This is a genomic window from Moorena sp. SIO3I6 (genome assembly GCF_010672095.1).
The window spans coordinates 16,398-30,243 of sequence record NZ_JAAHHU010000082.1; the positions used below are offsets into that span (position 1 = coordinate 16,398).

Consider the following 13,846-nt stretch of genomic DNA (forward strand, 5'->3'; position numbering starts at 1 on the left):
CCCCCGCTCTTACCTGTCTTTTTCTAGTTGGTATTATTCTTAAGCATTAAATAAACTGCCCAAATCCCCATGGCTCGCAAATAGTGACTAGCCCGGAATGTCCCTACTGCTGTAATCGCTTCTGGTGTCCTAAATTGCAAGCCATGATCATAAACCTGCCCCACCACTGCTTCAGTCATACCTAAAGCTTCATCTTTCATGCCTTGCTGAATCAGAAATGCTGCTAATCCAAAATTAATTCCTGTCCACACTTCCATCGGATGAGTAGCATCGGGATCTTCTGGTGTGCCATCGGGTCTGACTCCATTAGCTGCTCCCAGTTGACCCTGATGGAACTTTAAAAAACAGGCATCATACACAGTCTTGAGGGCTGAGAGAGTACACTCTGGTGGCACAATATCCGGTAATCCCAGTAACTGAGCATAAAATTGACCACATAACTGGTCTGCCATCACCACATCTGAGCCACTTTCACTATCTAGTTGATAGTACTGCCCATTCCACAGCTTTTCTTGATAAATTGGCATAGCTTGTGCTAACCACTGGCGATAGCAGTCAATGGTGTCTTGAATGGAATCTAGCTCAGGTACTTCTACTAATGGGGATGTTGGTGGATAATTCTTGGTCAGAATTTCTCCAATTGCGATCGCACTCTCTAAGGCCGCTAACCACAACCCCCCACAGTAAGCACTTACTCCCTGCAATCGCCAATCATCAAAGGTCTGATCTGGTGCCCCATAGTTTTCGGGGATCCCATCTCCATCTTGGTCAAACCCCTTGAGATAAGCCAGTGCCTTGACAATGGATGACCAGCACTCCCACAAAAAGTCTATATCTGTAGCGCTATAAAAAATAAAATCCCGATAGACTTGTAAAACAAAGTCACTGGCTAAATCCTTCCACTGGTTACAATCCTGGTAGCTAGTATAATTGGTCTGTTGCCAAGGATGCTCATTGGGCGCTCCTAGGTCATGGGGAGTAGCATCCGCAATTTTACGGACAGCTTGAGCTTGGTTGTAGCCAATAATACGCAGTGTTTCATCGCTGGTCGGGATAGCCCGGGCAAAGGCTTCTAGCACCGCTTTATCCAGTTTCGGCCACAGCATTGCTAGGGCAAAAGAACCATAGAGCCGCACATCCAGGCTTTCGTACCAACGGTAATCTAGACATTCTAATACACCAAACTGTCCAATTGGGTCAAGTTCAGTTGCTGCTGTCCAGAGAGTACCGCCATCCGTGAGCAAGTAAAGCTCATTAAACAAGGCCATTTTGAACCAATTGGGTAAATCCTGCTGATTTAAGACCGGTTCTTGCCATGATTCAATTTTTTCTCGCCACAGATCATGGTGCTTGAGAGCAGTTCGCACCATTGACCAGCCATTATTACCGTTGCGTCCAAAAAAGTCCGTGTATCTCCGGTAATAGTTAATACCTAATTTAAATTCTGTCACTGGGAAGTCCCAAGCCAGGATAAAAGGAATTTTGCGGGTTTTACCTGGACGAATAGTGAAGCGAATTGCGATCGCACACGCAATTTGTTCTCCTGGTGCCGCTGGGGTTTCATCTTGATGGTCTACCAAGCTACCATCCGTAGCAAAGGTATCCCAAACCTCAGCACCATCACCAACTGGATTCCAGCGACCGTGGTAAAATACCTCCATACTGGGATTAGTAACTGTAGCGAGGCACAATTGTCCTTCCCCTTCTTTAATCTCATCCCCCAGTCTCACCCGGTCTAGAACAAATCCGACCCGATAGTGATCCACAACCCACTGATTCAAATTCCCCGTACTATCTCCCCACCGAGGCTGGTACTCATACACCGGGCTGCCATCATCCCTTACCCGCACCTCGGGATTTTTAATTGCATTGGTAAACCAACCCACCATATTCTGCCAAGTGAGCATGATGCTAACCGTAATGGGGGTATCAGTAGGGTTGTGAGCCGTCCACTCAAACACCGCCACCGGGTAACTACTTTCCTGATAACATCCTGCCCAAATCGGAGAAAACTGCTCACAGGTTAGTTCAGTCTGAAAGACATTTTCATAGGTAAACCAACTGCGAGGATACAAAGCATAGTAGTGACCAGAAACCTCTGAGCTGTTTTCCTCACCTTTGCCTTGTGTTGGATACCATTGCCAAGAGCCTAGCTTACCATCCTCTGGTGGTTGAGTACATAAAGCATAAGCCATCGGCTGAGAATGCTCTGGTTGTTCAAATACACTAAATTGACAAGGGGGGAGGCTTGTAAAGATGTGTTCTCCCCCATCCAAGTGCCATAAATTAAAATCTCCTCGGGGAGAGCGACCAATACAACCAGCACCAAATCCCCCCAAGGGCATGCCGTGCCAGGGACCATCATCAAGATTACTTGGGTAACGGACAGTATAAGGGTTATCCCAGCCTAGTCCCAGGGGGCGTTGCCAGCTACACTCAGGAATTTTTGGACGTGGTGGTTGATAGATCATTACAGGGACACAAATTAGGCTATTGATTTTATAGTTGAGCTTTCTTCTAAATACTCCAACGTTTTAAGCAGACGAACTGCTGAGTGATAGGCTTCTTCAGTTAATTCATGACGTTCCTGAGGGCTATCCACTAGGTCATTCACCACTAACTGCAAGCAAACAATCATTGGGGTCAGGTGAGTTCGCACTTCATGGGAGGTCTTGACTAACTCCTTTTTGACCACATTTTTAACCTCTCCATCGCTATTGTGCTCAAACTGCATCTTGTACAAACGAGAGTAGTAACCCTCCTTCCTAAGCAGTTCCTCATGGGTGCCAATCTCAACCACTTGCCCTTTGTCCATAACCACGATTTGATGAGCTTTTTGGATCGTGGACAGTCGGTGAGCAATCACTACCGTTGTGCGATCGCGACAGAGTTCATCAATAGCTTGTTGTACTAGCCGTTCGGAAACCGTATCTAAGGCACTGGTTGCTTCATCTAAAATTAAAATATCTGGATTCCGCAGCAGTGCCCGGGCAATGGCCATGCGTTGGCGTTGTCCACCGGATAAGAGTACACCGCGATCGCCTACTTTGGTATCAAACCCTTGGGGTAATTGCATGATAAATTCATAGGCATTGGCTCGTTTAGCTGCTGCAATGATATCTTCCTCGGTCACATCTGTCATTCCATAAGCAATATTGTTGCGCACCGAATTATTAAATAAAAACGTATCCTGACTGACAACCCCCATCGCTTGTCTGAGGGAACGGATATCGTAATCCTTCAAATCTGTGCCATCGATAGTGATTCGTCCTTCAACTGGGTCATAAAATCGTGGCAACAAATCTGCCAAGGTTGACTTACCGGCACCGGAAGCACCTACCAATGCCATAGTAGTGCCTTTAGGAATCGACAAATTCACCCCATTGAGTACCGAATCCTGATGACCAGGATAGGCAAAGGAGAGATTTTCAATGCGAATTTCTTGGGATAGCTTGGTGTAGATATTTTTGCCATTGCTCATGATCGGTTTGTTGTCTCTGCGCAAAAAATCCGCCACGATTGCTGTACTAGCAGACACATTAGCAAACCGACTTCTTTGCCCATTCAACTGACTGATTACTGGTAACAAACGGAATAGTAAAAATAAATAAATCCCCAAAACAGTAGATATCGCTTCCAGTTCTTCTGCTGAACTATCTTTCAATAGGATATTTTTGCCCACAAAGACGATGGCTAAAATTGCCAATATTCCCGAGACTTCATTAATGGGGTTAATTGCCGCAAAATTAGCTTGAGATTGAAATTCAGCCTGTTCACGTTCATCAATAAAATTCTCAATCCGTTGATATTCATATTGTTCATTACTAACTGATTTAATCAACCTAATTCCTGTTAATATTTCTAGTAATGCTCCTGAATATCCTCGGGATTTTTCTGAGAGAATTTTACCAAATTTTTTAGAGCGCTTAACAAAAAATTGATTAATAACGAATACACCAAGTAATAGAATGCTTGTTGCAATAGTGAGTTGCCACGAAATCGAGATTAGAAGAAATACAAATACAAAAATTGTGATTACCGTCGTAAATAATTGAATGGCAATTTTAATGGCATTTGCGGCTCGACCAATTTCTTGACTAATCCGATTTATAATATCACCAATTTTGGTTTTGGCATAAAAATCTAGATCCACATCCAGGAGTAATTTAATCCCTTCTTTACGAAAGGTATTAATTAATTTTTTGGATAAATCGGTAGACACTAAGATATTGACATAGTTAGCTATATTTTTCAGGACAATGGCTAAGAGCACTACCAGTACCATGAACAGCAAGCGATCGCCCCCTTCAAAGCCCTCAAAAAGAGCCATGGTTTTCTGAATGATAGGCGGGGCTTTGCTTAACTCTAGTTTCTTTTGACCTAAAAATTCCAGCACTAACGGCACAATTATGGTTGTACCGACACTATTAAACATGGCACTGGAAAATCCCAGCAGGACAGTCAAGACAATCAAGATAGGATGCCGTAGTGCGTAGCTAAGGAGTAATCGATTAGGAGACATGATTACTGTTTTTTTTATTGTTGAGTGTTGACTGTTGGTATAACTGTTGGTATTGGGGAAGACTTACTTATACTCCATTCAAGCATAAACAGTCAACAAAAAAGTTGTTAGTTAGTGAGCCAAATTATATGTTGAACAGCTTAGCAGATTATAAATCAGCAATAACATCTGCAAGAACTGCCGCCATGGCATCAACACTATGGTATTTTACACATAGCTCCCTGGCTTGAAGTCCTTTATGATTGGCAACATCTGGATTTTGAAATATCTGTTTAATCTCCTGAGCTAGTTGTTCTGGCGAACTAGGCTTAACCAGATAACCGGTATCACCTAAAATTGTTGGGATATCCCCAACACGGGTAGACAAAACTGGTTTACCCATTGCCATACCATCTGTCAATTTTAAGGGAAACTGAGCTCTAGCCGCCAGAGTATCTCGCTGGGGAACCACCACAATATGAGCTGCTGACAGAACTTCTGGCATTTCTTCCACTGGGGTTCTGGGCAATTTAATAATCCAACGCCCCCATTTTTTGATGAGTTGTTGATCATAATCATCATAGGGACTGCCTCCGACAATCACCAATCTTAAGTCTGGCTGATTGAGATACTCTAGCGCTATTAAAACATCTTCAACTCCTTTGTGGGGTCGTGGCGCACCAGGAAACATTAGCACCCGATACTCCGATAACCCATAACGCTTGCGGCTGAGTTCTGGGTCATAGTGCTTCGGGTCAAACAGATCGGTATCTTTACCATTGGATAGATAAACACCACCGAAGCGTTCCTTGAGAAACTGAGTATCTATAGTGATAGCGTCAGCATAATTGATCAAGTTTTCTAGCCATTTGATATATAAGGGATGGTCTGGATATCTCAATTGACCATCTTTGGTAAGAATATCCCTACCGAACTGTTTAAGACTCGGACGATACTGCCATTGGTCGCCACCATACCAACTTAGTTCCCAATCATCCATATCCAGGATGATTGGACGACGGCTAGTGAACTTTTTCAGCACAGACAGACCAAAACTGGTGGGTTTGGGTTTTACGGCATAGATAATATCGCCATCTATCTTTTTTAACAGGTCTCGGGCAGCGGTTAAGACCCCAGGATATTTACCACCAGGGACTGAAGTAATGGTAAAATCAGAAGGAGGAGTAGCGTATAACTCCTTCCCAAACATAAATCCCACAATCTCTATGGCATAGTTGAGCTTTTTCAGGACTTGTCCTAGCAAAAATGCCCGGATAGCACCACCTCCGGACAAGTCACTGACAACTAGGGAAACTTTTTTGTTCATCGGATTTTGATAAAACTGGTACACGATACATGGTGATCAACCTCTCGTGTGAAAGTGATTAGTCCCCTCGGGTTTAGCAAGATGTCCCAACTACCACGCACTAATGGTCACTAAAGAGGGAGTTGGGAGTCGGGAGTCGGGAGCGGTGCGACCCGTGGCGAATTTAATTACGGGTCAAGCGCAAGCCCTGGGAGTCGGGAGTAGGGGTAACAAAATTGAATTTACCTCATAATTATGGAATTGTCCGATAATCTCAACTCGGGAGCTATTCGGAAGTGCTTACCAGCTAAACCCTTAGTGCTAAGGGTCAAATCTCAGGAAGACCAACCATTACCTTTCGATTTAGGTGGGGTGATTGACACTTTGCTAGATAAAGACTTTAATCAGGGAAATGGAAAATGGCGCATAGAATCAGAATTCCCGTTTCAAGTGCTATAATCTCAGGTGTGATCAACTATCACCCTTTCCACACCCTAATCTAATCAAACAAAAAATCGACGAACGACACTAACCCCTAAAGCGTTGAACGTTTCAGGGGTGTGGTAGATAGAAATTTAGAATATAGTTCAGAACGGGAAGAAGGGAAACACAGGGAACAGAGGTAAGTAAAACTTGACCATTAGATCTGGCCAATCGGTAACCCTGTCCCTATGTCCCTACTACATAGTTTTAGATCTTGGAATTGGTGATTATAGTTAATCCTTAATTATACCCTACAAGGGACGCCTAAGGCGAACATCCTTAATCCTTAATCCTTAATCCTTAATCCTTAATCCTTTATGCTACGGGAACCCTAAGGACATTATCCTTGACCCCATGGCGCTTCTGATGCCATTGCCAGGCGTGGGACAAGATGGTGTTGATATGGGAATATTGGGGATACCAACCCAGAAGTTGTCTGGCTTTGTCACTACTACCGACCAAAGCGGGGGGATCACCAGGACGGCGATCGCATTCTATAGCTTTGATGTTTTGTTTTGTGACAAATCTGGCTGCTTCAATGACTTCTTTGACTGAGAAGCCGTTGCCATTGCCTAAGTTAAAGATTTGACTATCCCCACCCTTTAACAAATAGTCCAACCCCAAAACATGAGCAGAGGCTAAATCTTTGACGTGAATATAGTCCCGAATACAAGTTCCGTCAGCTGTGGGATAATCGGTACCAAACATGGAGATGGACTCCCGTTTACCTAAAGCAGTGAGCAGCACTAAGGGGATAAGGTGGGTTTCGGGAGTGTGATCTTCCCCTAGCCTACCCTCTGGGTCAGCACCAGCGGCATTAAAATAGCGGAAGGTTACGGATTTTAAATCATAGGCGGTATGGAAATCCGATAGAATCCGCTCTACCATTAATTTACTCGCCCCATAAGGATTAATTGGGTTTTGGGGATGATCTTCTGGAATCGGTACAGTTTTTGGTACCCCGTAGGTAGCACAGGTAGAGGAAAAGACTAATTTCTTAATAGATGCTGCTACCATAGCTTCCAGGAGTGTTAGTGTCCCGGTGACATTATTGCGGTAATATTTAGCAGGGTCAGTTACCGACTCTCCTACATAGGCATAGGCAGCAAAGTGCATCACTGCACTGATATCATAGTCACTAAAAAGATTGTCGAGTAATACCCGGTCATTGGTATCACCGACAATTAGCTTCACCTTTAGAACGTCTTCGACTATGTCTCGATGACCATAGACTAAATTGTCTAGAACCACCACGTCGTAGCCAGCTTCCAAGAGTGCTAATACAGCATGGGAGCCAATATATCCGGCACCCCCTGTAACTAGCACAGTTGCTTTGGATTGCGACACTTGAATACCTCGCGCTTACTAGATTTTTGCTTTTACCAAATTATTCCCTGGGATAGCTTGTAATTCCGCAAAATTCGGTAAAATAGCAATCCCATTAGGAGATGCCAGAGTTGATTTGGTGATGCTTAAACCTAATTGTGACGCAATAGTCAAGCTGATTAATTATGCCGCTTAATTATTCTGGCTTCAAGCCCCACGTCCTAGCGGTAAGGAGGTCGTGGGATTCAATGCCTGTCAGATGCGCTTTGACAACAGTTAAAACAATGTCCCATCCATCAGGATGCTCACGGGGGAGTGCTTATCTAGTTTGGGGTAAGGTAGTATTTCTGAGATAATCACAACCAAGATGGATGTCTTAAGGAAACCCTGAGGCTAATAACGGCTAATAACAAAGGCTTGGTTGTCATCCCACACTTTCGAGATAGCAAAGTGTGGGTGGTTATCACTGTGCGTCCCTAATCAACTAACTTGACAATCAACTAATTTCACACGACCAGTCTGAACATTATCAAATATCCGATTAATCTGGTGGCGTTCTGCGTCGCTTATATTGTAATCGCAGAGGAAGGCACTCGTCAGCTGTAAATACTCTTGACGGCTCAATTGACCCCTGGTAATCATCTGGTTTACCATTGTCTCTATGTCCAGGTTGGATTGGCGTTCAGGTGTAGACGCCACAGATTTATGGTTTAGTCGGTGGGAAATCAAAAATGGCCATTCTGGGGATAGAGCGATTTTCATGGTTATTTAGCACCTCTGTATAATTCAATCGAGCCAACCTTAACGGTTAGGGTCAAAGGAAGTATTTCGAGTAAAGAATAAATTTTGGTATAATAGTTTACTAAAAACCTCCTTGAACATTTACTCTCTGTTTATTCTCTGTACCAGGTAAGCTGGCAGTGTCTTTACCCGTTTATTATTATCATGACACCGCCATTAAAAGCAAGATATCACAGCAAAGAAAGAAAAAAACACTTAATTATTAATGCTACCGACTGATTTGCTAATTAGTAGACAAAATGGCGAAGAAATAATTCCCAAACGGTTGCTGATTAACAATCAGACCTGTGCTATGGCAGCTGAGTTAATCCACTGCTTTATTGAGGCTACTGGTAGTACCCAAGGGGAACTAGACCGTAAGTTGTCTGATTGGGAAGGAGATAGTCCTGACTACCGGGTTAAACGAGGTTTAGCCCATATTCTTAAAACGAGCTTCAGTACCTTTGAAGTTGTTAGCCCCATAGACCCTAAGGAACTCCGTCAACGAGTCTTTGCTCTGGCGGCTCAATCTGTTCCTAGTCGCCAGGCAACTCAAGAGACTCTAGAAACCCTCAGCACTGCTTTATCTAAGGAATTAAACCAGGAAGTGTTGCCTGAGCAAATTTCTAAAGGACTTTATGCGGATTTACACGAAAATCGTATTCTGACTCAGTTCGATCACCCAGCACCAGAGGCATTACTACATCGCTATAATTTATCTCAAGTTCAGGGTATTTTTTATCGGGCATCTGAGATGACTCTGAATGCTCACCGGAATGTTCCAGGGGAGTATAAGCTATTAATCCGCTATTTGAAGTTGTTTCAGCTGATGACCTACATTGAAGGGGATGCGGATCATGGCTTCACGATTACTATTGATGGACCGACTAGTTTATTTAAGCCGAGTACTCGCTATGGTTTAGCGATCGCAAAACTGATTCCAGCCTTACTACACGTTACTAAATGGAGTCTCAAGGCTACCTTACAAAGCCGTGACCCTTACAGCGGTACGATCAAGACGGGGCATTTTAGCCTTAATGACCGCTGTGGCTTGGTGACTCACTATCCCCCTGGTAAACCCTACGACAGTATGTTAGAAGCTTCCTTTGCGAAGCGTTGGGAATCTCAGAAAACTGAGTGGGTCTTAGAGCGAGAAGTGGATTTAATTCCTATTCCTGGTAGTGTGATGGTGCCCGACTTTCGGATTGTTCATCCTGATGGGCGAAATTTCCTATTAGAAATTATTGGTTACTGGCGTCCAGAGTATTTAAGGAAGAAATTCGCTCAGGTGCGCAAGGCCGAATGTGATAATTTGATTCTGGCGATTTCGGAACGGTTAAATTTGGAGAAAGCTGGGGTTACGGTGAAGAATTTACCAGCTCAAGTTGTTTGGTTTAAGGATAAACTTTCACCGAAAGCTGTGTTGGAGCTTTTGGAATAGTTTGGGGAAAGGCACAGTTGTTGAGGGTTATAGCAGGGAGCAGGGAGTAGGGAGTAGGGAGTAGGGAGCAGGGAGTAGGGAGTAGGGAGTAGGGAGTAGGGATGCATCGCTTTTCTCATACTTCGTGCTCTGTTGACAACAAGGATAGGTTGACAATGTAAACTTTTATTACTGGATTCAAAACTTCTGGACAAAAGAGTGTTAATAGTGCTGATAGACTTCTTTCGTTAGTCTGTAGTCTATGGGCTTACTCAGTTTCTCTATGCCGGTGATTACCCCTGATGCTATATGCTTAACTATTTTCAAAGTCTGCCTTCTTCTGTAAAGGTTATTTTAGGATCGTTCATTGTTGGATTTATCTTGGCTGGATTGCTAAATATAAGTTACTTCCCCTCAATTTTAACTACACTTAATGATGAGGGTTTAGTTGACGTTACATTATTGGTTCAAACAGAAGACAATCAACCTATAGAAGGTGCAGAAGTACAATTTAACAGTAAGGGAGCACCAACAACTAAATATACTACAAAAAGTGGCTATGCTGAAATTAAAGTACCTGATCGAGAAAGTGTTGAAATTAATATAACTAAAGAAGGGTATGAAATTTTAGTGGAAATAATTAATCTGGAGGTAGATCCGGACACCAACAGAAAATTCAAATTAAAGTCTAATAAGTTATCAAAGTTAGAGTTGAAGATTGATTATCAACACTATACAGCGGAAAATGAAGTTTTTCCACTAACTCTATCCTTAATGAAACCGGATCTAAACAGTCCTTTAATTCAAAAAATATTGCAAACCATTGATATTGATAGTGTTCCTTTAGTAGCTCGTAATGATGTTTTTAACAACATCAATAAATTCATAAATGAGAGTGGCAATCAAGAAGTAATAAATGTTACTTCGGGTGTTCAGATCGCGAGTCAAGATAAATTGGATGATACTAAAGTATTAGTAAATAGAGAAGAAGGAGTTGGGGACTTTTCATTAGAATACACAAATAATTCTATTAAATTTCTACAAGATGATTTCTGTGAGAATTTGAGTTATGCACCGGTTTTAGGTCAATTTAATACCGATGATGACAGTAAATATACATTTTTAATGTATAATCATGATCAAGGAAAAGTACTTGGGAATATTATACAATACCCAAAGCTTTCAGATATTGTTAAGTATGGACAAAAACATTACTATCGTTTGAGTGCCTGTAAAAATCGGGACGTTTGGATTAAAAATATTATTGGTAATAATCCTGATTTTCGTGGTTTGCTCGGCTTTAACTATCCATTTGTTATTGATATAGATGAATTTGAATCTTTTGGCTGTGGAGGCAATGGAGCAATTTTTTCAATTGAAAAAATTGCTTCATTGCCTTATGTTAAATTTATTGATTTGGTCAACAATAATCAAGAACCGGTCAGGATAAATTCTATAACTTATGATTCCATTAAAAAGAGTCCTTACGAGCTTACAGTTGCAGATCAAAGGAGTAGCATTTTTGAATCTAGTGATACTTGGACACAAGAACTCAACATTTCTTTGAAACCTGGGAATAATTTTTTAATCCCCATAGAGTTTGGTTTTAATGCTCAATATATTGAGGAGTATTATCATAATCTGGGTTTAAAATATTTTGATAAAAGTAAACTTGTTAATCTTAAAAAAATTTATGTTACTAAGGCTTTATCGAAGCCAGAGTCGAAAAAATTTTCCAATACGTCAGATTATAAACAGCAAAACAGACTACTTACGACTCCTATCACTCTTTCTCAAGAGTTTATAAACAGTACTAGTTCTTTAAGTGAATTATCGGAGTTAATTCCTAATAGAATTGCTGTCGGTTCGATTTTAAATGTTAAGTCAATAAAAATAAATGGTAAAAGCATCGATATATTACCACCCAGTGATGAGCCTACTGTCTATATATCCACTTATCTACAGGCTGGAAGTTGTCCATACTTGGTGGTTTATGATCCTAAACAAGATGGCTGGTTAGAACTAGGCACAATTTTATATGCCAGAAAGAATAAATCCTTACAGCAGGAGGAGCTGCATAGCCTGGGGGATAGCGTATCGAAAATTAGGATAGAGGAACGAGAAGCAGAAATTACTTATATTGATGCACTTTCAATTGTTTACACTGACCCCGAAACAGAAAAGGTAGAGGAAGTCATTTATCCAATGACTGAGTTACAAAAGGTGGATGAAGACTATTTTAGTCTACATCAAGGAGAGGCTTTAGAGATTGACTTGGAACAATTTATTCCCGCTAATGCTTCCGATGTCAAACTCAAGATTAATGGTTATTACCAGGTTTTACAGGAAGAGCTGTCCTAATTTGGCCTATGGCAACGATGCTTGAATTATACTCCTAAGCCAAGATTGATAGGACTTTTGGCATAATTTAGTACATTAGTACTGGTTAACTTCAGTTAAAGGATTCGGTTAAAGGTAGAAAGAGGTTTTCCCTTTAACCTTTAACCGTCACCAAGGGCAATTTAGCCCTGCAGTTTCCCAACAGGATTATTCCTTCAAGGGTGTTTCAAATATCACCACATGGTTGAAATTGGGCAGCAAACGCTGAAGAGATTGCTGATAGGCTTCCGCATCACTGCGCCGATGAAATCGAGCTACGGTTATGCGTTGCCTCTTAGGTAGGTGCCGAATGACACACCACGGCTTTAATCGGTCTCGGTAAGTTTGTCGAGTTGATATCATATAGTGAAATACCCCATTTCTATGGGTTGTTTTAAGAAAGGCGATCGCCCAGTAGTTTTGCGGCCTCTTGGGTGATCGCCGAATATTCTATTTACTATTAAATATGTAGTTGCGTAGTTTGTCAAGTCCAAAATGGGATTAATTAGGTTACGAGTTCGAGAATTAGCAGCGGAGAAGGGTTGGACCTTGAAAGAAGTTTCCGATCGTTCTGGAGTAACCTATAGCACTGTGGCTAGTTATGCCCGACGTGACGCCATGAGTATGACGGACTTTACAGCAATTCTGAAGCTAGCCCGGGCCTTTGATGTTATGGTTGAAGATTTGGTAGAGGTTATCGAAGAGTAGGGAGTAGGGAGTAGGGAGTCGGGAGTAGGGAGTCGGGAGTCGGGAGTCGGAACCCACCCCTAACCCCTCCCAGGAGGCAGGGCTGTTTCATTCTCGCCAAAAATAGATGGGGAGATGGGGAGATGGGGAGATGGGGAGATGGGGAGAAAAGGAGCGCGAATAGTCGGAATTTTGGCCAAATTTATCTAACCCTCCTCGAAGGCCGAATCACGAATTGTTAGTCATTGGAGTTGCTTCCTCCCAACTAATTTGTCAGATTTTAATGACTAAATTGGCGGATTTTTCGGGAAATTTTAGTTTATTTCCCTATCCCCCTATCCCCCTATCTCCAATAATCGTTAACTTATTAAAGTTTGAAACAGCCCTGCCTCCCAGGAGGGGAAGAGCGGGAAATGGGGAGAATTATCCCGGAAATTATTGTGTATTTTGATACATATTTGGATTAATTTATACGTAGCGATGCAGCGCGGTCTTGGGGATTTCCCCCACTCGCTATTGCATCAAGACAATAAAAGTACCTACTCGCCCCTTTGTAAAAAACCTACCCTTGTATAGCAGTCGCCAGGGCAGGCGCGGACATGACAAAAGTCTCAAACCTAAATAAGCGCAAGAGTTTGACTTCTGACTTCTGACTTCTGACTTCTGACTTCTGCTATAAAACACCCCACACCACTTGTGATCAGAATTGCGATAGTTTGCAGATACTCGCATAACAAACATGGTAGGTTTACTGGATTGGGAAAACTTAGCAACAAAAGGCATGAAATTGTTTTCTATGCTTTTTGAAACTCTAACCACTTAAGAAGATTGAAACTCGGCAAACCTTACTTCCTCAAATTCGTTTTTCCTAGCTTATCAGTGATGGATCGCTACATCGCTGCTGAACTCATCCCACCGTTTCTATTTGGTGTTGGCGGGTTTTCATCTATTGGTGTGGCTGTGG

Annotated in this window: 13 protein-coding genes; 5 read left to right on the plus strand and 8 right to left on the minus strand. The window is 42.2% G+C overall.

All coding sequences use genetic code 11. The features are described from left to right. Positions 1 to 23: 23 nt before the first annotated feature. From F6K49_RS21940 to F6K49_RS21950, 3 genes are all read right to left on the minus strand, one after another. On the minus strand, positions 24 to 2,471 hold the full coding sequence (locus F6K49_RS21940; protein ID WP_293100061.1) for a GH116 family glycosyl hydrolase: 2,448 nt from the start codon (positions 2,469 to 2,471) through the stop codon (positions 24 to 26). A 14-nt stretch (positions 2,472 to 2,485) separates the two neighbouring features. Continuing rightward, positions 2,486 to 4,522, minus strand: coding sequence for an ABC transporter ATP-binding protein (locus tag F6K49_RS21945; protein WP_293100065.1), 2,037 nt, complete (start codon positions 4,520 to 4,522; stop codon positions 2,486 to 2,488). Between the two features lie 148 nt (positions 4,523 to 4,670). Next, entirely contained in the window at positions 4,671 to 5,828 is a 1,158-nt protein-coding gene (locus tag F6K49_RS21950) for a glycosyltransferase family 4 protein (protein ID WP_293100069.1), read from the minus strand. 103 nt (positions 5,829 to 5,931) lie between these two features. Here F6K49_RS21950 and F6K49_RS21955 point away from each other — a divergent pair, with 103 nt between their 5' ends. Further along, the gene (locus F6K49_RS21955) at positions 5,932 to 6,060 is read left to right on the plus strand and encodes a hypothetical protein (protein ID WP_267875737.1); all 129 of its coding nucleotides are present in this window, start codon (positions 5,932 to 5,934) and stop codon (positions 6,058 to 6,060) included. Between the two features lie 2 nt (positions 6,061 to 6,062). Further along, the gene (locus tag F6K49_RS21960) at positions 6,063 to 6,266 is read left to right on the plus strand and encodes a hypothetical protein (RefSeq protein ID WP_293021961.1); all 204 of its coding nucleotides are present in this window, start codon (positions 6,063 to 6,065) and stop codon (positions 6,264 to 6,266) included. A 339-nt stretch (positions 6,267 to 6,605) separates the two neighbouring features. Here the strand turns inward: F6K49_RS21960 and galE are convergent, their stop codons facing one another. The 3 genes from galE to F6K49_RS21975 form a co-directional block, all read right to left on the minus strand. Next, entirely contained in the window at positions 6,606 to 7,637 is a 1,032-nt protein-coding gene (gene galE / locus F6K49_RS21965) for a UDP-glucose 4-epimerase GalE (protein ID WP_293021960.1), read from the minus strand. A gap of 18 nt (positions 7,638 to 7,655) precedes the next feature. Further along, positions 7,656 to 7,790 carry a hypothetical protein gene (locus tag F6K49_RS21970; protein WP_293079649.1) on the minus strand — a complete coding sequence of 45 codons (135 nt, stop codon included), beginning with the start codon at positions 7,788 to 7,790 and terminating at the stop codon, positions 7,656 to 7,658. A gap of 306 nt (positions 7,791 to 8,096) precedes the next feature. Beyond that, positions 8,097 to 8,378 carry a hypothetical protein gene (locus F6K49_RS21975; protein WP_293021959.1) on the minus strand — a complete coding sequence of 94 codons (282 nt, stop codon included), beginning with the start codon at positions 8,376 to 8,378 and terminating at the stop codon, positions 8,097 to 8,099. A 244-nt stretch (positions 8,379 to 8,622) separates the two neighbouring features. On the opposite strand from F6K49_RS21975, the gene F6K49_RS21980 reads away from it, so the two are divergent. Further along, positions 8,623 to 9,837: a DUF790 family protein gene (locus F6K49_RS21980; protein WP_293100073.1), complete on the plus strand. Its 1,215-nt coding sequence runs from the start codon at positions 8,623 to 8,625 to the stop codon at positions 9,835 to 9,837. Here the strand turns inward: F6K49_RS21980 and F6K49_RS21985 are convergent. Further along, positions 9,777 to 9,956: a hypothetical protein gene (locus F6K49_RS21985; RefSeq protein WP_293100076.1), complete on the minus strand. Its 180-nt coding sequence runs from the start codon at positions 9,954 to 9,956 to the stop codon at positions 9,777 to 9,779. The two genes, F6K49_RS21980 and F6K49_RS21985, sit on opposite strands and share 61 nt — an antisense overlap. Before the next feature lie 241 nt (positions 9,957 to 10,197). Between F6K49_RS21985 and F6K49_RS21990 the strand changes: the two genes are divergently transcribed. Further along, positions 10,198 to 12,177: a hypothetical protein gene (locus tag F6K49_RS21990; RefSeq protein ID WP_293100079.1), complete on the plus strand. Its 1,980-nt coding sequence runs from the start codon at positions 10,198 to 10,200 to the stop codon at positions 12,175 to 12,177. Positions 12,178 to 12,363: 186 nt separating this feature from the next. Here F6K49_RS21990 and F6K49_RS21995 read toward each other — a convergent pair whose 3' ends face one another. After that, on the minus strand, positions 12,364 to 12,558 hold the full coding sequence (locus F6K49_RS21995; protein ID WP_293100082.1) for a hypothetical protein: 195 nt from the start codon (positions 12,556 to 12,558) through the stop codon (positions 12,364 to 12,366). Between the two features lie 132 nt (positions 12,559 to 12,690). On the opposite strand from F6K49_RS21995, the gene F6K49_RS22000 reads away from it, so the two are divergent. Beyond that, entirely contained in the window at positions 12,691 to 12,903 is a 213-nt protein-coding gene (locus tag F6K49_RS22000) for a helix-turn-helix transcriptional regulator (RefSeq protein WP_008185577.1), read from the plus strand. Positions 12,904 to 13,846 lie beyond the last annotated feature (943 nt).